General features: G+C 71.3%; 15 protein-coding genes. 10 read left to right on the forward strand and 5 right to left on the reverse strand.

The annotated features are described in order from the left end of the window. Nucleotides 1–47: 47 nt before the first annotated feature. A complete protein-coding gene (locus tag ABZZ04_RS27035; protein ID WP_356934815.1) occupies nucleotides 48–1,055 on the reverse strand; it encodes a nitroreductase in 1,008 nt (335 codons plus the stop codon). A gap of 136 nt (nucleotides 1,056–1,191) precedes the next feature. Further along, complete coding sequence (locus ABZZ04_RS27040; RefSeq protein ID WP_148840795.1) at nucleotides 1,192–1,782, reverse strand: hypothetical protein; 591 nt, start codon at nucleotides 1,780–1,782, stop codon at nucleotides 1,192–1,194. 158 nt (nucleotides 1,783–1,940) lie between these two features. Between ABZZ04_RS27040 and hemL the strand changes: the two genes are divergently transcribed. From hemL to ABZZ04_RS27080, 8 genes are all read left to right on the forward strand, one after another. Continuing rightward, nucleotides 1,941–3,248, forward strand: coding sequence for a glutamate-1-semialdehyde 2,1-aminomutase (gene hemL / locus ABZZ04_RS27045; RefSeq protein WP_356934816.1), 1,308 nt, complete (start codon nucleotides 1,941–1,943; stop codon nucleotides 3,246–3,248). Further along, nucleotides 3,245–3,955 (forward strand): histidine phosphatase family protein, encoded by a 711-nt coding sequence (locus ABZZ04_RS27050; protein ID WP_356934817.1) that lies wholly within the window; start codon nucleotides 3,245–3,247, stop codon nucleotides 3,953–3,955. The genes hemL and ABZZ04_RS27050 overlap by 4 nt, the downstream gene beginning before the upstream one ends. A 369-nt stretch (nucleotides 3,956–4,324) precedes the next feature. Beyond that, nucleotides 4,325–5,575, forward strand: a complete 1,251-nt coding sequence (locus ABZZ04_RS27055) for a hypothetical protein (RefSeq protein WP_356934818.1) — start codon at nucleotides 4,325–4,327, stop codon at nucleotides 5,573–5,575. A gap of 67 nt (nucleotides 5,576–5,642) precedes the next feature. Further along, nucleotides 5,643–6,254 (forward strand): TlpA disulfide reductase family protein, encoded by a 612-nt coding sequence (locus ABZZ04_RS27060; protein WP_356934819.1) that lies wholly within the window; start codon nucleotides 5,643–5,645, stop codon nucleotides 6,252–6,254. 46 nt (nucleotides 6,255–6,300) lie between these two features. After that, nucleotides 6,301–7,023, forward strand: a complete 723-nt coding sequence (locus ABZZ04_RS27065) for a cytochrome c biogenesis protein CcdA (RefSeq protein WP_356934859.1) — start codon at nucleotides 6,301–6,303, stop codon at nucleotides 7,021–7,023. Between the two features lie 5 nt (nucleotides 7,024–7,028). Then, the gene (locus ABZZ04_RS27070; protein ID WP_356934820.1) at nucleotides 7,029–8,819 is read left to right on the forward strand and encodes a cytochrome c biogenesis protein ResB; all 1,791 of its coding nucleotides are present in this window, start codon (nucleotides 7,029–7,031) and stop codon (nucleotides 8,817–8,819) included. Next, nucleotides 8,816–9,898 carry a c-type cytochrome biogenesis protein CcsB gene (gene ccsB / locus ABZZ04_RS27075; protein WP_356934821.1) on the forward strand — a complete coding sequence of 361 codons (1,083 nt, stop codon included), beginning with the start codon at nucleotides 8,816–8,818 and terminating at the stop codon, nucleotides 9,896–9,898. The genes ABZZ04_RS27070 and ccsB overlap by 4 nt, the downstream gene beginning before the upstream one ends. Before the next feature lie 71 nt (nucleotides 9,899–9,969). Then, the gene (locus tag ABZZ04_RS27080) at nucleotides 9,970–10,497 is read left to right on the forward strand and encodes an SRPBCC domain-containing protein (RefSeq protein ID WP_356934822.1); all 528 of its coding nucleotides are present in this window, start codon (nucleotides 9,970–9,972) and stop codon (nucleotides 10,495–10,497) included. A 10-nt stretch (nucleotides 10,498–10,507) separates the two neighbouring features. Here the strand turns inward: ABZZ04_RS27080 and ABZZ04_RS27085 are convergent, their stop codons facing one another. The 3 genes from ABZZ04_RS27085 to ABZZ04_RS27095 all read right to left on the reverse strand — a co-directional run bounded on the left by ABZZ04_RS27085 (nucleotide 10,508) and on the right by ABZZ04_RS27095 (nucleotide 14,812). Then, nucleotides 10,508–12,076 (reverse strand): hypothetical protein, encoded by a 1,569-nt coding sequence (locus ABZZ04_RS27085; protein WP_356934823.1) that lies wholly within the window; start codon nucleotides 12,074–12,076, stop codon nucleotides 10,508–10,510. Then, the gene (locus ABZZ04_RS27090) at nucleotides 12,069–14,135 is read right to left on the reverse strand and encodes a hypothetical protein (protein ID WP_356934824.1); all 2,067 of its coding nucleotides are present in this window, start codon (nucleotides 14,133–14,135) and stop codon (nucleotides 12,069–12,071) included. Before ABZZ04_RS27090 ends, ABZZ04_RS27085 begins: the two co-directional genes overlap by 8 nt. A gap of 272 nt (nucleotides 14,136–14,407) precedes the next feature. Then, nucleotides 14,408–14,812, reverse strand: coding sequence for a PLD nuclease N-terminal domain-containing protein (locus tag ABZZ04_RS27095; RefSeq protein ID WP_356934825.1), 405 nt, complete (start codon nucleotides 14,810–14,812; stop codon nucleotides 14,408–14,410). Between the two features lie 273 nt (nucleotides 14,813–15,085). On the opposite strand from ABZZ04_RS27095, the gene ABZZ04_RS27100 reads away from it, so the two are divergent. After that, complete coding sequence (locus ABZZ04_RS27100; protein WP_356934826.1) at nucleotides 15,086–16,543, forward strand: menaquinone biosynthesis decarboxylase; 1,458 nt, start codon at nucleotides 15,086–15,088, stop codon at nucleotides 16,541–16,543. Continuing rightward, entirely contained in the window at nucleotides 16,540–17,457 is a 918-nt protein-coding gene (gene mqnP, locus ABZZ04_RS27105; protein WP_356934827.1) for a menaquinone biosynthesis prenyltransferase MqnP, read from the forward strand. The genes ABZZ04_RS27100 and mqnP overlap by 4 nt, the downstream gene beginning before the upstream one ends. The last annotated feature ends 83 nt before the right edge of the window (nucleotides 17,458–17,540 follow it).

The raw sequence follows: 17,540 nt of genomic DNA on the forward strand, positions 1-17,540 counted from the left end.
GGTGCTCCGGCGTTCTCGCGTCCGTTCACCCGGTGCCCGGTGTGCCGCTACGGCTCGATCGTCAGCACCTGGTCCATGGGCCGGCGCGGGGTGCGCGGCCCCGTGGGCCCGTATCCCAGCCGGACGATCATCTGGGGGTGGCCCGAGCCGTGCACCGGGTCGCGCAGCAGCCAGCGCAGGTCCGGCCATTCGAGGGGCTGGGTCGCGAACGACGTGGACACGTCGTGGAGCGTGGCCGTGAGCAGCATCCGTTCCAGTGCCTGCCCGGCGCGGAGCCAGTCGACGGCGTGGTCGCCCGGGGTGGACAGCAGGGCCAGCTGAGGCCGCTCCTCGAACGGCACGCGGGCCCGGCCGGGCTGCGGGGCCGTCCCCATGAAGTCCCGGGCGGTCGCCCGTGCCGAGGCGTCGCGGGGGCCCATGGCGTAGTCCGTGATGCCGTCGACGGGGGCCTCGGTCCTCGTGTCCCGGGTCCAGCTCCGCTGCTCCGCCTCCCGCGCCGGGTCCTCGCGGGCGTAGCCCTCGGCGTCCCGGATCAGGTCCAGCACCTCCTCCAGGTGCGGGGAGGCCAGGAACGCGAAGTCCGCGCCCTCCGCCCGGGCCGCCCCGACGAGCAGTTCCCGGACGTCCGGCGGGATCTGCTGGTCGTCGAACGGGTAGCGGCTCGTGTGCCGCTCCCGGATCGCGGGGTGCAGCGCGGCGAGCGCCACGTCCCCGTCCCCGCTGTCGTCCCCGCCCCCGTCGCGGTGTTCGAGCCGTACGGTGGCCAGCACCGCGGGGGCCGACGGGTCGGGCAGCAGCGTGGCGACGGAGTGGAGGCCGCGGTGCGCGGCGGACACCCGCAGGTTCAGCAGCGCAGCGCCGCAGCCCACGTGCAGCGCCCGGGTGGCCGGGTCCTCCTCGGGCAGCGCGCGGTCGAGGTCGGCGAGGAGGGTGACGGTCCGGCCCGCCCGGGTGGCGCGGAACCGCCAGGGCTGGGCGTTGTGCATGGACGGGGCGGCAGCGGCGTCGGCGACGAGGTCGGTCAGCGTCGCGTCGTCGAGTGACTGGCTGGACATCAAGGACTCCCCGGGATCGGGAACGGTCGATGCCCCTCCAGCATGGATCAGATGGGGGACGGACGCGGTCCGGGAACACCGCGAAGGGCGGGGCACGGGCCCCGCCCTCATTCGTTGTGTGCCGTGAACTCCCAGGTCAGGGCCATACCAGGCAGTACGCCTGGTGTCCGGCGTCGTGCAGCCGGTGGGAGAAGTCCTGCCACTCGTGGAGCAGCCGGTAGACGTTGAACGCGTCCTGCGGGCCGCCGCGGTCGGGGACCGTGGACCAGATGAACGCCGCGGCGCCCACCGACTCCTCGCCGACGCCGCGCAGCGGGTCGACGACCGTCATCGGGAGCTTGACCACCGCGTAGTCGGGGTGGAGCACGACCAGCTCCAGCGGGGGGACCCGGTGCAGGGGTATGCCCTGGATCCCGGTGAGGACCATCGCCGCCACCGTCTCCGGCTTGATCTTGGTGAACATGCCGCCCATGCCCAGTTCGTCGCCGCCGAGCTCCTCGGGGCGCATCGAAATGGGCACGCGTGCCGCGGTGGCCCCGTCGGGCGCACCGAAGTACTTGTAGGTCACCCCCACCCGGCCACCACTCCTGCTCCCGACCTCGCCGTCCTGCGCCCCACCGGACCGTATGGCCTGCTCGCGCTTCGCCTCACGCCGGTGCCGACCCCGCCGGGCAGGCTCGGGCCCCAGGTCGCCGGTCCCCTCGCCCACTCCGCCACCGCGATGCATATCTCATCCACCCGACTGCTACTCAGGAGACACAGCCCCTACTCACGGAGACACAGCTCTGCCGCGCAACCCGATCATCGTGTCAGTGACCTCCCCCACGGACGTGCGGTGAAACACCTGTCCGCAAGTCCGTCCGGGGCTCTGACACCATGGCGTATGTGAGCTTTCCCTATGACGCCCCAGTTTCGCAGACGCTTTTCGACCGCGCGTCCCTCGTGACGCCCGGCGGCGTGAACTCTCCCGTCCGTGCTTTCCGGGCCGTGGGCGGTACGCCCCGGTTCATGGTGTCCGGCACCGGTCCGTACCTCACGGACGCCGACGGCCGGGAGTACGTCGACCTCGTGTGCTCGTGGGGGCCGATGATCCTCGGCCACTCCCACCCGGAGGTCATCGCCGCAGTCCAGGAGGCCGTCGCCCGCGGCACCTCGTTCGGCACGCCGGGCGAGGGCGAGGTCGCGCTCGCCGAGGAGATCGTGGCCCGGGTCGAGCCCGTGGAGCAGGTGCGGCTGGTGTCGTCCGGCACCGAGGCGACCATGTCCGCGATCCGGCTGGCCCGCGGGTTCACCGGCCGGGCCAAGGTGGTGAAGTTCGCCGGCTGCTACCACGGCCACGTGGACGCGCTGCTGGCCGCCGCCGGGTCCGGGGTCGCGACCTTCGGCCTCCCGGACACCCCGGGGGTCACCGGTGCGCAGGCCGGCGACACGATCGTGCTGCCGTACAACGACCTGGACGCCGTCCGCGAGGCGTTCGCCGCGCACCCCGGCGAGATCGCCTGCGTGATCACCGAGGCGTCGCCGGGCAACATGGGCGTCGTGCCGCCGCTGGACGGTTTCAACGCCGGGCTCAAGGAGCTCTGCGCCGCGAACGGGGCGCTCTACATCTCCGACGAGGTCATGACCGGTTTCCGTACCTCGAAGGCCGGCTGGTTCGGCGTCGACGGGGTGCGGCCCGACCTGATGACCTTCGGCAAGGTCATGGGCGGCGGCTTCCCGGCCGCGGCCTTCGGCGGGCGCGCCGACGTGATGGCGCACCTCGCCCCGGCAGGACCCGTCTACCAGGCGGGCACCCTCTCCGGGAACCCGATCGCCACCGCCGCCGGCCTCGCCCAGCTGCGACTGCTCGACGACGCCGCGTACGACAAGGTGGACGCGGTCTCCGCGGAGATCCGCGGGCTGGTCGGCGAGGCGCTCACCAAGGAGGGCGTGGCGCACACGGTGCAGGCGGCGAGCAACATGTTCTCCGTCTTCTTCACCGACCGGCCGGTGCGGAACTACGAGGACGCGAAGCAGCAGGAGTCCTTCCGCTTCACCGCGTTCTTCCACTCGTTGCTGTCGCAGGGCGTCTACCTGCCGCCGTCGGCCTTCGAGTCCTGGTTCGTCTCCACCGCCCACGACGCGCGGGCCGTCGAGCGCGTCGCCGCCGCCCTGCCCGCCGCCGCCCGCGCCGCCGCGGAGGCCACCGCATGAGCGAGAACGCGAGCTCCGGCGGCGCCCGCAAGGACAAGGACATCACCGTCGTCCACCTGATGCGGCACGGCGAGGTGCACAACCCGGAGGGCGTGCTGTACGGGCGCCGCCCCGGCTACCACCTCTCCGAGCTCGGCCGGCAGATGGCCGACCGGGTGGCCGAGCACCTGGCGGGCCGCGACATCACGTATGTCGTCGCCTCCCCGCTGGAGCGGGCCCAGGAGACGGCCACGCCGATCGCCGGGGCGCACGAGCTGGACCTGGCCACCGACGAGCGGCTCATCGAGGCCGCCAACGTCTTCGAGGGCAAGACGTTCGGCGTCGGGGACGGCGCGCTGCGCAAGCCGGACAACTGGAAGCACCTGACGAACCCGTTCCGGCCGTCGTGGGGCGAGCCGTACATCGAGCAGGTCGTGCGGATGATGGGCGCGCTGGACGCGGCACGCGACGCGGCGCGCGGCCACGAGGCGGTGTGCGTCAGCCACCAGCTGCCGATCTGGATCGTGCGCAGCTTCGTCGAGCGGCGGCGGCTGTGGCACGACCCGCGCAAGCGGCAGTGCACCCTCGCCTCGCTGACCAGCTTCACGTACCAGGGCGACAAGATCGTCTCCGTCGGGTACACGGAACCGGCGCGGGACCTGGTGCCGGCGCATCTGCTGGCCGGGGCGAAGCCGGTGAAGGGCAAGTCGAAGGCGTTCGGCGCGTAGTCGGCCGACGCGTGGTCGGCCCACCGGCCGAGGGGCCGGACGGGGCCGGACGGAGCTGGATGGAGCGGGGCGGGGCGGGGCGGGGAGGATCCGGCCCCGCCCCGTTCCGCTGCTCCGGCCCCGGCCCGCCGTGCGCCGTCGCTCCGGCCCGCCGTGCGCCGCTGCTCCCCCGGCCCGTCCCCGTCGCGTGCCATTGCCTCGGGCCGCCCCGCCCCCGAGACTCTGTCAGGTCATGTGTTCGAGCGCGGTCCGGGACTGGTCACATAAAGAATCATGTGTTAATTCACGGAACCCCCGTGTTGTTTCCGCCATCTAAGCCTTCGCCAGTTTGTATGGACTTGAGGCAAAACGACCGCAGATGGGGTAATCATGCGCGATATCAGCCGAAGGGGACTGCTCGGGGCCGGTCTCGGAGCGGCTGCCGCTGTAGGGGTGGCGGGCTGTGGCACCTTCGGCTCCTCCGGCGGGAGCCGGTCGGGGACCACGGGGGAGAAGGGGACCGACGGGAGCACCCGGGGGACCGGGTCCGCGGAGAAGGACGTGCGGAAGATCGGGGACGGTTCCACCGCGGACACCGGGAAGCAGCCGCACCAGCCCGCCAAGCCGGTCCCGCTCGAACCCGGTCAGACGCCGCCGCAGTTCGTGATCTTTTCCTGGGACGGTGCGGGCGAGGTCGGCAACGGACTCTTCCCGCGCTTTCTGGAACTCGCCAAGGACCACGACGCGGCGATGACCTTCTTCCTGTCCGGGATCTATCTGCTGCCCGAGTCCAAGAAGTCCATGTACCGGCCGCCCAACAATCCGATCGGCGCCTCCGACATCGGTTATCTCACCGATGACCACATCAAGGAGACGCTGAAGAACGTCCGCCGGGCATGGCTCGACGGGCACGAGATCGGCACCCATTTCAACGGGCATTTCTGCGCGGGCTCCGGATCGGTCGCGAACTGGTCGTCCCAGCAGTGGCGGAACGAAATCGACCAGGCGGTCTCCTTCGTCACCGAATGGCGCACCAACACCGGCTGGAACGATCTCGACCCGCTGCCTTTCGACTACCGCAAGGAACTGGTCGGCGGGCGTGCCCCCTGCCTGCTCGGCCAGGAGAACCTGCTGCCCACCGCGAGCAGGCTCGGCTGGCGCTACGACGCCAGTTCGCCCGGCGGAACCCAGGTCTGGCCCAAGAAGCGCCAGGGCATCTGGGACCTGCCGCTCCAGGCCATGCCCTTCCCCGGGCACACCTTCGAGGTCCTCTCGATGGACTACAACATCCTGGCCAACCAGTCGCTCAATTCGACCAAGGGCATGCCCTCGCGCTATCCCGGATGGCGTGAGCAGGCCACCCAGTCGTATCTCGCCGGATTCAACCGCGCCTACACGACGAATCGCGCGCCCTTCTACATCGGAAACCACTTCGAGGAGTGGAACGGCGGCATCTACATGGACGCGGTCGAAGCGGTGATCAAGAAAATCGCCGGGAAGCCGGACGTGCGCCTGGTCTCCTTCCGGCAGTTCGTCGACTGGCTCGACGTACAGACCCCGGACGTCCTCGACAAGCTCCGTTCACTGGGAGTCGGGCAGGCACCCGCGGGCGGCTGGAACGCCTTCTTTAAACAAGCCTGACAACGGGCTTTACGGGCACCGAGGGGGGTGCCCGAGATCGCCTGAACCGCCATGCGAAACTTTTCACATGAGCCATGGCCGCGCACCTCGACGCCGCTTCACCCTGCTCGCCGCCCCCGCAGCGGTCGTCGCACTCGCCCTCACGCTGACCGCGTGCGGCGGTGACGACAACAAGACCGGCGGAGGCGGCAACACGAACTTCGTCACGGGCAGTGGCGGAATCTCCACCGTGGCCAAGGGTGACCGCGTCGCCGCCCCGAAGCTGGACGGCGAGACCCTCGACGGCAAGCAGCTCGACGTCGCCGACTACAAGGGCAAGGTCGTCGTGCTGAACATGTGGGGCTCGTGGTGCGGGCCCTGCCGCCTGGAGGCCCAGTACTTCTCGCGGGTGTCCAAGGAGACGAAGGACAAGGGCGTCCAGTTCGTCGGGATCAACACGCGGGACGCCCGGAAGGGCCCCGCGATCAGCTTCGAGAAGGACTACGGGGTTCCCTACCCCAGCCTCTTCGACCCGACGGGCAAGCTCATGCTCCGCTTCCCCAAGGGGACGCTGCGCCCGCAGGCCATTCCGTCGACCGTGGTCCTGGACCGGGACGGGAAGATCGCCGCCCGCTCCCTGACCGCGCTCGACTCCGACAAGCTGCACGAGATGATCGACCCGCTGATCGCGGAGAAGTGACCCCGTGCACACCCTTGCCGCGATCACGGGCGAGAACCAGACCGTGATGAACGGGGCGCTGCTCGTCGCCCTCCCCATCGCCGTGCTCGGCGGGCTCGTCTCCTTCTTCTCGCCGTGCGTCCTGCCGCTCGTGCCCGGCTACCTCAGCTACGTCACCGGCGTCAGCGGCACCGACCTGGCACAGGCCCGGCGGGGCCGGATGGTCGCGGGCGCCTCGCTCTTCGTGCTCGGCTTCACCGTCGTGTTCGTCTCCGGCGGCGCGCTCTTCGGCTTCTTCGGCCAGACGCTCCTGGAGAACAGCGGGATCCTCACCAAGATCCTCGGCGTGCTGATGATCCTGATGGGCGTCTTCTTCATGGGGCTGATGCCCTGGATGACACAGCGCGAGTTCCGCATCCACAAGCGGCCGGTGACCGGACTGACGGGCGCCCCGCTGCTGGGCGCCCTCTTCGGGATCGGCTGGACCCCGTGCCTGGGCCCGACGCTCAGCTCGGTGAACATCCTCGCGATGGAGCAGGGCACCGCCGGACGCGGGGCGATACTGACCGTCGCGTACTGCCTCGGCCTCGGCATTCCCTTCGTGCTCACCGCCGTCGCCTTCCGCAAGGCGCTCGGCGCGTTCGGCTGGGTCAAGAAGCACTACGCCTGGGTGATGCGGATCGGCGGCGGAATGATGATCGTGACCGGTCTGCTCCTGCTCACAGGTGTGTGGGGCACGATGATGCAGCAGGTGCAGGGCTGGTCCGACGGCTTCACGGTGGGGATCTGAGTTCCATGAGCAACACCAAGTCCAACCCCGCCCCGGAGCGGGAGCGCCGGGACGAGGAGGGTTCCTTCGAGTCGGGCGCCGCCGGAGCCCGGCTCTCCACCGCCCCGCGCGAGGAGAACGAGACCGGCCTGCCCGCGATGGGCGTCATCGGCTGGGCCCGCTGGTTCTGGCGGCAGCTCACCTCGATGCGGGTCGCGCTGATTCTGCTCTTCCTGCTGTCGCTCGGCGCCATCCCCGGCTCGCTGATCCCGCAGAACAGCGTGGACGAGCTGAAGGTGGAGGCGTTCAAGAAGGCGCACACCACCCTCACGCCGCTCTACGAGAAGCTCCAGTTCTTCGACGTCTACAGCTCGGTGTGGTTCTCCGCGATCTACATCCTGCTGTTCGTCTCGCTCATCGGCTGCATCGTGCCGCGCACCGGCCAGTTCGTGGGCCAGCTGCGCAGCCGGCCGCCCGGCGCCCCCAAGCGCCTGACCAGGCTGCCCGCGTACACCACCTGGCGCACCGAGGCCGATCCCGAGCAGGTCCACGAGGCCGCGCTCGCGATCATCCGGAAGCGCCGCTACCGGGTGCACGCCGTGAACGGCGCGGTGGCGGCCGAGAAGGGCTATCTGCGCGAGGCCGGGAACCTGATCTTCCACGTCTCCCTGATCGTGATGCTGGTCGCGTTCGCCTGCGGGCAGCTCTTCAAGTCCGAGGGCGGCAAGCTGATTGTCGAGGGCGACGGCTTCGCCAACACGCTCACGCAGTACGACGACTTCAAGTCCGGCTCGCTGTTCGACAACGACTCGCTCGCCCCGTTCAGCTTCACGCTCGACAAGTTCACCGGCACGTACGAGCGCCGCGGCCCCCAGCGGGGCACGCCCAGGACCTACGAGGCGCACGTGACGTACGCGGAGGGCGCGTACGGCAAGCCGAAGAAGACGGTCATCAGGGTCAACGAACCCCTCGTCATCGGCAGCACCAAGGTCTACCTCAACGCCCACGGCTACGCGCCGGTCGTCTCCGTCAAGGACGGCAAGGGCAAGGAGGTCTACCGCAACGCGGTGCCGCTGCTGCCGATCGACAACAACGTCACGTCGAGCGGGGCGATCAAGGTCCTGGACGGCTACCGCGACAAGAACGGCAAGAAGACCCAGCTCGGTTTCCAGGCGTTCTTCGTGCCGACCTTCGCGGGCAACGGCAAGGGCACGATGTTCTCGCAGTTCCCGGCCGCCGACTTCCCCGTGCTGGCCCTCAACGGCTTCCACGGCTACCTCGGACCCGACTCCGGGCTGGCGCAGAACGTGTACCAGCTGGACAAGACCAAGATGACGGAGTTCAAGGACGCCGACGGCAAGCAGCTCAAGCAGCGGCTGCTGGTCGGCGAGACCATGAAGCTGCCCGACGGCGCCGGCTCCATCACGTTCGAGGGCCTCCAGGAGTGGGCCAGCTTCCAGATCACCGAGCAGCCGGCCAGCGGCTGGGCGCTCGGCGGTTCGGTCGCCGCGATCGCCGGACTCGCGGGCTCGCTGTTCATCCAGCGACGCCGGGTCTGGGTGCGGGCGGTGCGCGGCGCGGACGGCGTCACCGTCGTCGAGATGGCGGGCCTGGGCCGCAGCGAGTCCGCGAAACTGCCCGAGGAACTGGCCGACCTCGCGGTCGAGCTCGTCGCCTCGGCACCCCCGGCGCCCGAGCCCGACCCCGAGTCCGAGCCCGCCTCCGGGTCCGGAACCGACCCCGACGCCGGACCCGAATCGGATTCCGACGCCGTCGAAGAATCCTCCGAAGATCCTGCCGAAGGGGCTGAGAAGTGAATCTCGCCGCCGCTACCAACGAGAACCTGGCGCACACCAGCAATGTGCTGATCTATTCGTCGATGGCCGTCTACACCCTGGCCTTCCTCGCGCACATCGCGGAATGGGTGTTCGGCAGCCGCAGCAAGGTCGGCCGCACCGCCGCCGCCCTGACCGGGGACGGGGCCGCGGCCCCCGGGGTGAAGGTGCAGGTCGCGCAGAAGGGCGGCGGCACCGCCGTACTGGACCGCCCGAAGATCGTCACGCGCGCCGCGGCCGGTTCCCGGGACGTCCCGGACGGGCCCGGCGCGGCCGGCGGCACGTTCAAGGGCGACCTGTACGGGCGGGTCGCGGTCTCCATGACCGTGCTCGCCTTCCTCGTGCAGGCCGCCGGTGTCATCGCCCGCGCGATGTCCGTGCAGCGCGCCCCCTGGGGCAACATGTACGAGTTCTCCATCACCTTCTCCACGGTGGCGGTCGGCTCGTACCTGGTCCTCCTGGCACTGGGCAAGAACGTCCGCTGGATGGGGCTGCTCCTGGTCACCACCGTCCTGCTGGACCTCGGCATCGCGACGACGTGGCTCTACACCGACAGCGACCAGCTGGTGCCCGCGCTGCACTCGTACTGGCTGTGGATCCACGTCTCCACCGCCATCTTCTGCGGCGCCGTCTTCTACCTCGGCGCGGTCGGCACCCTGCTCTACCTCTTCCGCGACAGCTACGAGAACAAGCTCGCGAACGGCGGTGAGCCCGGCGCGTTCGCCCGGTCCGTGCTCTCCCGGCTGCCCGCCGCCTCCTCGCTCGACAAGTTCTCGTACCGCATCAACGCCGCGGTCTTCCCGCTGTGGACGTTCACGATCATCGCGGGCGCCATCTGGGCGGGCGACGCCTGGGGCCGCTACTGGGGCTGGGACCCCAAGGAGGTCTGGTCCTTCATCACCTGGGTCGCGTACGCCTGCTACCTGCACGCCCGCGCCACCGCCGGCTGGAAGGGCCGCAAGGCCGCCTACCTGGCGCTGATCGCCTTCGGCTGCTGGCTCTTCAACTACTACGGCGTGAACATCTTCGTCACCGGCAAGCACTCCTACGCGGGCGTCTGACCGGCCCGTACACGCAAGCGCTCCGCACCCGTACGGGTGCGGGGCGCCCGGTACGGGGCCACGCTGGAAGCATGACCGATGCGACCCCCGTCATCGAGTACGGCACCAGCGAGACCCGCGACGGCCTGCACGTTCTGCGATTCACCCTGCGGCTGCCCCACCCCGTTCCACGGGTGTGGGCAGCCGTTGCCGATTCCGGGGGACTGAGCGGCTGGCTCGCCGGGGCCGACCCGTTCCAGCGGCGCATGGGCGGCGCGATCACGCTCCACCCGCTGAACACCGAACGGGGCGGGGACGCCGCCCCCGCCCCGGGCACCGTCACCGCCTGGGACGTCGAGCGGGTCGCCGAGTACACCTTCGAGGAGCCCCGCGGCCGGGTCCGCTTCCACCTGGAGCCACCGCGCGGCGACCATGTGCTGCTGCGCTTCACCAACGAGTTCCGGGGCGACGACGCACTGCGCCTGGACCGCCTCGCGAGCTGGCACGACCACTTCCAGTACCTCGTGGACGCCCTCGACGGCTACCCGGCCGACTGGTCGAGATGGACCCCGGTGCGGTGGGCCGGGCTGCGCGAACAGTACGCCGCTGCCGAACGGTGAGCCCCGGGCACTACGGAGCCACGGCCGGGGGCAGGCACTTGGCGTCCGGCGACCTCCCCTCCGGCCAGGCGAGCGCCACGAACCGCTGGAGGGCGTCGTCGGCCGACAGCTCCACCACCGGGACCGCCTTGTTGTACGGGTTGCCGTGGTTGTCCAGGCAGATCCAGCCGCTGGCCCCCGACACCTTCAGCGAACCGTTCACCCGGGACCACTGCTCGCCCACGTCCACGAGCTCCGGCACCCGCCCGCCCGGACTCGCCCGCCGGATGGCCTGCACGGCCAGCGTCATCGCGTCGTGGGCGATGATGAGCTGGCCGTCGGTGAGGTCCTCGTGCCGCGTCGGCCCGATCGGCCCGGCCGGTGCCTTCGACAGCGTGGCCAGCAAATCCAGGAAGTCCCGGTAGTCCCTCGGGGAGCCGCCCGTCGTCACCTTCCCCTTCGCGGACGTCTCCGCCCAGGCGTCGGGGTGGGCCAGCGAGGCGTAGCGGACGGTGACCTTCTGGCGCAGCGCGTTCCGGTCGAGCTTCTTGTCGCTGCCCAGGTACGAGCCCTCGTCGCCGGTCAGGATCGTGAAGGGGCGGTCCTGGCAGCCGCGCCCGCCGAGCGCGTTGATGAACTGCCGCAGCTGGACGTGGCGTCCGGCGAAGAACACCGTGTCCGCGTCCTCGGTGTCGCAGATCAGATGGGTGATGTCGCGGAAGGCGTTGGCCGTGTTGCCCTCGTCGTTGGGGTCGCTGCGCGAGGTGAACAGCTGCGGCTTGTAGCGGGTGCCCCGGACCAGCCGGGTGAAGGCGGTGCGCAGGGTGTCGGTGTAGTGGTCGCCGGTCCGGGTGTCCTGGACCAGCAGCGCCTTCTCCGCCTTGACCTGCCCGAAGTGGGCCAGGGCGGCGGCCTCGTCCCGGTTGGTGGGGGAGACCCGGGCCAGCCCGGGGAACGGGTCGGTCCGCGGCCCGTTGGCGATGTCGTCGGCGGTGATGGTGGTGCCGACGACCGCGATGTGCGCGGCGGTCAGCTCCCGTACCGCCGACTTGATCTCGGTACTGCTGGTGGCGACGCCCGACACGGCCCGCAGGTGGTCCGGGGCGCCGGTCATCTTCTTCAGCCGCTCCACGGCCGGGCGCCACAGCAGGCTGTTCTTCCCGCTGTTGGCGAGGATCAGCCGGATCTTCGGCACCTGGTCGTTGGAGAGCCGGTTGGCCCGGTACTGCGCGGCGAACGCGCCCTGCAGCTCGTGCTGCATCTTCGTCCGCATCGCCCGGTCCGTCGAGGTCAGCGGCAGCAGCAGCGCGACCGTGGCGTACCGGCCGGTCTTCAGGGTGGCGTTCTCCCGGGCGATGGCCGCCACGACGTCGGTCAGCTGGGGCTGGCCGAAGTCGTAGGTGCCGCCGTCGGCGACACCGACGCACTCCTCGCTGCCGACGGGCCGCTCGACGCCCTTCGCGCAGGAGCGGTCCTCGGGGGCGGTGATCCGGCCGAACGCGTACCAGCCGCCGGTGACGACCAGGGCGCCGGCCACCACCGAGGAGACGACCTTCTGCCGGGTGGTGTACCAGAGCCGGTAGCGCAGCGGATTACGCATCGTCGCCCCCCGGCGGCATGGACAGCGGGCGCCAGGCCCGGATGTCGCGCGGCCAGTGCTTCGCCGCGTCCCACAGATCGCTGTTGCCGGTCGGATGGCGGCCGGAGAGCTGCCGCAGTTCGTGTGCCATCTTGTCGATCACCTCTTCGTCCGGCAGGGCAAGCGGATCGGACAGCAGCCAGAGGCCGTGCAGCAGCCGGCGCAGCCGCGTGTGCAGCTCCGCGGCCGGTGGTTCGAGCCCCTGGGGCGGTGCGTGGTCGGCCCGGCCGAGCGCGACGGCGCGCCGGGGGTCGGGGCCGGTGGACCCCGGTGCGCGGGGGTACGGCGCCGAGACGATGAAGCGCAGCGAGCCCAGCCACGCCAGTACGTCCGGCTCGTCGAACCGCAGCCGCAGATGGGCCACGCACGCCTCCGCGTCGCCCAGCACCAGCTTCTGGTGCAGCAGGTGCGGGACGTCCGGGAGGCGCCCGCCGGGGGCGTACGCCCCGCGCAGCGTGACGTGCACCGCCTGCCACACCCCGTGCGAGTGGTGGTCGTCGTCCTGGAAGCGCAGCCGGTGCAGGAGCAGGGCCCGCAGCAGCGGGTCGGCGACGAAGCGGCCGGGCCCGGCCGGCCAGCCGTCGGCCCGCAGCGCGTCGCGCATCCGCAGTGCCACGTCGCCGTCCGGCGCGGCCCGGCCCAGCCGGTTCTCCGCGAGCAGCCGGGCGGAGTCCTCGCCGTGCGCGGCGGCCAGTACGCCGAGGTGGTCGAGCCGTTGCGCGGGCCCCGGCAGCAGCCGGGCCAGCAGCTCGTCGGCGACCCGGGCGGGCGCCCGGTCCTCGCGCACCTCCACCACGGCGTCCAGCAGCGCCCCCGGCACCAGCGAGGCGGCATCGGGCGACTGGCCGGCCGCCAGCGCCAGCAGCTCCACGGCCAGCGGGCGCCCGCCGGTCAGCCGGTGCACCCCGCGGGCCAGCCCGGCCTGCGTGCGGCCCCGGGGGTCGTGCCGGTCGAAGGCGGAGCGCACCTGCTCCGGGTCGAGCGGGGTCAGCTCCACGGCCAGGATGCCGGACGTCACGCCGGTGCCCCGGGACCAGTGCGAGGCGTGCGCCACCTCCGGCAGCCGCCGCCGCACGGCGTGGGCCAGCCCCTCGTGGTCCCGCACCCGCGAGGTGGCGAACACCGCGATCCGGTCGTGCGTCCCGGCGGCCCGCTGCCGCAGCAGCGGCCCCACCAGCTGCCGGCCCAGCGGCACGTGCGCGTTGTCGACGAGCAGCACCGGGCGGCCCCGGCGGGCACCCCGGGACAGCCCCCCGTACGCCCGGACCAGGTCCTCCGCCATCGCGAGCACCAGATGGTCCTCGGCCCGGCGGCGCAGGTCGCCGCCGCGCTCGAAGTCGACCGCCAGCTGGCGCAGCCCGACCCGGCCGTTGCCGCCCGCGTGCGGATAGCGCCCGTACCAGTCCGCCGAACGCCGCTGGAACCGGCTGAACGATTCCTCCATGACCGTCTCGACCGTGGCCTCGGCGACCATCCCGGCCATCGGGGCCACCGAGTCGAAGGCGCTGGCGGCCAGCTTCGTCAGCACCTTGGTGACCCAGCCGGTCGCCGCGTCGCCGCGGCCGTCCACGGTCGCCAGGAGCGGGCCGAGCGACTGGAGGTCGCGCTGCGCCCGGGTCTCGTCCTCACGGGTCCAGGAGATGGAGGCGACGGCCACCAGCCCGAGGCTCAGCCGGGGGAACTGCACCGGACGCGCGGCCCGCACCCGCGCCGTCAGCTGGGCGGCGAGCTGCGGCAGCGCCCCGGTGACCGGGGTCCAGCCGGGGCCCGGGTCCGCGGGCGGCAGGACGGCCTCGCAGTCGACCAGGGCGACCGGGGTGACCTCCCGGTACAGGTGGCGCAGTTGCTTGAGCACGGCCGTCTTGCCCATGCCGCGCCCGCCGGTCAGCACGGCGACCGGCGGATCGGCGGGGTGCTCGTAGACGACCCGGACGGAGCCGTACGGGGTGAGACCGGTCAGTCGCGCCGCGAGTCCGTCGTTGCCGAAAATCGCCTCGCGCCCGTACAGCTCTCTCTCCACAGCACCCCCAGCGTCGACGCCCCATCCGATCTGTCACACCGTCAACATGAGGATATCGGGAGGGTGTTGGGGAAAGGAGAGGATTTTCGAACGATCAGGGACGGGCCGTGCGAACGGTCGGCGTCAGGCACTTCGCACGCGGGAGCGCGGGGACGCACGGGACGCACGGACACAAGGAGGCAGGGGCAGGGGCAGGAGGGGCATGACGACGCCGCCCCCGCCCGGACGACGGGCGGGGGCGGCGGCAGCGGCGGTGTGGGGGCCTGCCGGGACTACGAGGAGGGCGGCGTCGGCTCCTCCGGACCCGTTCCGCTCTCGCGGCGCTTCAGCTCCTCCTCGCGGCGGCGCAGGTCCGCCTCCCAGTCCTTGAGGAGCGACTCGTCCTTCTTGTTCTCGTCCTTCAGCGCCTTCAGGAACTCCGGGTTGTCGTCCGGCGCCACCCACTGCGTGCGGTGGTTGCGGTGCCACTCGGACGGCGTGCGGCCCCCGGCGGGCGCGTGGCGCATCTTGCCCGCGGCCAGCCAGACGATCGGGCCCACGATCCAGAAGAGCAGGATGATGAAGACCCAGGCGATCTTCGGCAGGTGCTTCGCCTCGTCCTCGGGGGTGTTCAGGCAGTCGATGAACGCGTAGATCGTCAGCGCCAGCGGCAGGAGATAGATCAGAGCCCGAAGCATGATGGAAAGGTCCCCCCGCGGAGAGATGGCGGGGCTTTGTCCTGCCCCGGTGTGGGGCCAGGGTAGCCGGTGCGCATGACATCCCACGGCGAGCCGGTTCCCGTCACGGCGGAAGCCCTGCGGAGCGGCCCCGCGACCGGGCCGCGCACGACCCGCGCACGACCCGCGCACGATCCGCGAACCCGGCACGGCGACGCCGGAACGGGCGGCTCCGGGCCGCCCACGGGTGGGGCAGTCCGGGTGATCCACGGGCGTGGTGACAAACTGGACGGCATGGCTTACGACGATCTTCGTTCCCTCCTCCGGGCCCTGGAGCGCGAGGGCGAGCTCAAGCGCATCAAGGCCGAGGTCGACCCTCATCTGGAGGTCGGCGAGATCGTCGACCGGGTGAACAAGGCGGGCGGGCCCGCATTGCTCTTCGAGAACGTCAAGGGCTCCTCGATGCCCCTGGCCATGAACGTCTTCGGGACCGACCGGCGGCTGCTCAAGGCGCTCGGGCTCAAGTCGTACTCCGACATCTCCGACAAGATCGGCGGGCTCCTCCGGCCGGAGCTGCCGCACGGCTTCGTCGGGGTGCGGGAGGCGTTCGGCAAGCTCGGCTCGATGGTGCACGTGCCGCCGAAGAAGGTGAAGGGGGACAGCGCCCCGGTCCAGGAGGTCGTGCTCACCGGCGACGACGTGGACCTCGACCGGCTGCCCGCGCTCTTCACCTGGCCCGACGACGGCGGCTCCTTCTTCAACCTGGGCCTCACCCACACCAAGGACCCCGAGACCGGCATCCGGAACCTGGGGCTCTACCGCCTCCAGCGCCACGACCGCCGCACCATCGGCATGCACTGGCAGATCCACAAGGACAGCCGCAACCACTACCAGGTCGCCGCCCGGCGCGGGGAGCGGCTGCCGGTCGCCATCGCCTTCGGGGCGCCGCCCGCCGTCACGTACGCCTCCACCGCGCCGCTGCCCGGGGACATCGACGAGTACCTCTTCGCCGGCTTCCTCCAGGGCAAGCGGATCGAGATGGTCGACTGCAGGACGGTGCCGCTCCAGGTCCCGGCGCACGCCGAGGTCGTCCTGGAGGGATGGCTGGAGCCCGGGGAGATGCTCCCCGAGGGACCGTTCGGCGACCACACCGGCTTCTACACGCCGCAGGAACCGTTCCCCGCACTGACCATCGACTGCGTGACCATGCGCAGGCGCCCGCTGCTCCAGTCGATCGTGGTGGGCCGGCCGCCGACCGAGGACGGGCCGCTGGGGCGGGCCACCGAGCGGTTCTTCCTGCCGCTCCTCAAGATCATCGTGCCGGACATCGTGGACTACCACCTGCCGGAGGCGGGCGGCTTCCACAACTGCGCGATCGTCTCGATCGACAAGAAGTACCCGAAGCACGCCCAGAAGGTGATGAGCGCCATCTGGGGCGCGCACATGATGTCGCTGACCAAGCTGATCGTGGTCGTGGACTCCGACTGCGACGTCCACGACCTGCACGAGGTGGCCTGGCGGGCGCTCGGCAACACGGACTACGCCCGCGACCTGACCGTCACCGAGGGCCCCGTCGACCACCTCGACCACGCCTCCTACCAGCAGTTCTGGGGCGGCAAGGCGGGCATCGACGCGACCCGGAAGTGGCCCGAGGAGGGCTACACCCGGGACGGCGGCTGGCCGGAGATGGTCGAGTCCGACCCGGAGACGGCGGCGCTGGTCGACCGCCGGTGGAAGGAATACGGACTGTGAGCGCGGCCGAAGCCGCGCTGGGCCCCGGCCCCGCGCAGCCGAGCAGCAGGGTCAAGGCGTTCCTGCGGCTGGTGATGATCGAGCACTCGGTCTTCGCGCTGCCCTTCGCGTACATCGCCGCCCTGACCGCGATGTTCCAGGACGACGAGTCGATCCACTGGCTCACGCTGCTGCTGGTGACCGTCGCCATGGTGGGGCTGCGGACCTTCGCGATGGCCGCCAACCGGATCATCGACCGGGAGATCGACGCCCGCAACCCGCGCACCGCGAACCGGGAGCTGGTCACCGGGGCGGTCTCGGTGAGGTCGGCGTGGACCGGGGCGCTCGTCGCCGTCGTCCTCTTCCTCGGGGCGGCGGCACTGCTGAACCCGCTCTGCCTGGCGCTCGCCCCGGTCGCCGTCGTGCCGATGGTGGTCTATCCGTACGGGAAGCGGTTCACCCACTACCCGCACGCCATCCTCGGGATCGCGCAGGCCATGGGGCCGGTCGGGGCCTGGCTGGCGGTCACCGGCAGCTGGTCGTGGGACGCGGTGATCCTCGGCCTCGCGGTCGGGATCTGGATCGGCGGCTTCGACCTGATCTTCGCCTGCCAGGACGTCCAGGCGGACCGCGCGCACGGGGTGCTGTCGGTGCCGGCCCGGTTCGGCGTCCCGGCCGCACTGTGGGGCGCGCGGGTCTGCCACGTGATCACGACCGGGCTGCTGGTCTGGTTCGGTCTGGCCACGGAGGCCGGGCTGTTCTACTGGGTCGGCATGGCGATCGTCGCCGTCGCCTTCGTGTACGAGCACCGGGTGGTGCGCCCGCACGACCTGTCCCGGCTGAACCGGGCGTTCTTCTCGGTCAACGGGTTCATCGGCATCGCCCTGTTCGCATGCGCGCTGCTGGACCTGCTGGTGCGGGGCCTGGCGGTCTGAACAGGCCGTTCCGGGCCGTGCCCGGCGGTGTGTAACAGGGGTGTATTAGCGGGAGGCCGGACGGAACGCACCGTCCGGCCTTT

The sequence above is a fragment of the Streptomyces sp. NPDC006435 genome, assembly GCF_040612315.1.
Classification (GTDB): Bacteria; Actinomycetota; Actinomycetes; order Streptomycetales; family Streptomycetaceae; genus Streptomyces.

What these genes read in the sequence shown, in the direction of transcription:
- ABZZ04_RS27035 (WP_356934815.1), bottom strand. Translation starts at nt 1,055, where the DNA reads ATGTCCAGCCAGTCACTCGACGACGCGACGCTGACCGACCTCGTCGCC.
- ABZZ04_RS27040 (WP_148840795.1), bottom strand. Translation starts at nt 1,782, where the DNA reads ATGCATCGCGGTGGCGGAGTGGGCGAGGGGACCGGCGACCTGGGGCCC.
- ABZZ04_RS27050 (WP_356934817.1), top strand. Translation starts at nt 3,245, where the DNA reads ATGAGCGAGAACGCGAGCTCCGGCGGCGCCCGCAAGGACAAGGACATC.
- ABZZ04_RS27055 (WP_356934818.1), top strand. Translation starts at nt 4,325, where the DNA reads ATGCGCGATATCAGCCGAAGGGGACTGCTCGGGGCCGGTCTCGGAGCG.
- ABZZ04_RS27060 (WP_356934819.1), top strand. Translation starts at nt 5,643, where the DNA reads ATGAGCCATGGCCGCGCACCTCGACGCCGCTTCACCCTGCTCGCCGCC.
- ABZZ04_RS27065 (WP_356934859.1), top strand. Translation starts at nt 6,301, where the DNA reads ATGAACGGGGCGCTGCTCGTCGCCCTCCCCATCGCCGTGCTCGGCGGG.
- ABZZ04_RS27070 (WP_356934820.1), top strand. Translation starts at nt 7,029, where the DNA reads ATGAGCAACACCAAGTCCAACCCCGCCCCGGAGCGGGAGCGCCGGGAC.
- ABZZ04_RS27080 (WP_356934822.1), top strand. Translation starts at nt 9,970, where the DNA reads ATGACCGATGCGACCCCCGTCATCGAGTACGGCACCAGCGAGACCCGC.
- ABZZ04_RS27085 (WP_356934823.1), bottom strand. Translation starts at nt 12,076, where the DNA reads ATGCGTAATCCGCTGCGCTACCGGCTCTGGTACACCACCCGGCAGAAG.
- ABZZ04_RS27095 (WP_356934825.1), bottom strand. Translation starts at nt 14,812, where the DNA reads ATGCTTCGGGCTCTGATCTATCTCCTGCCGCTGGCGCTGACGATCTAC.
- ABZZ04_RS27100 (WP_356934826.1), top strand. Translation starts at nt 15,086, where the DNA reads ATGGCTTACGACGATCTTCGTTCCCTCCTCCGGGCCCTGGAGCGCGAG.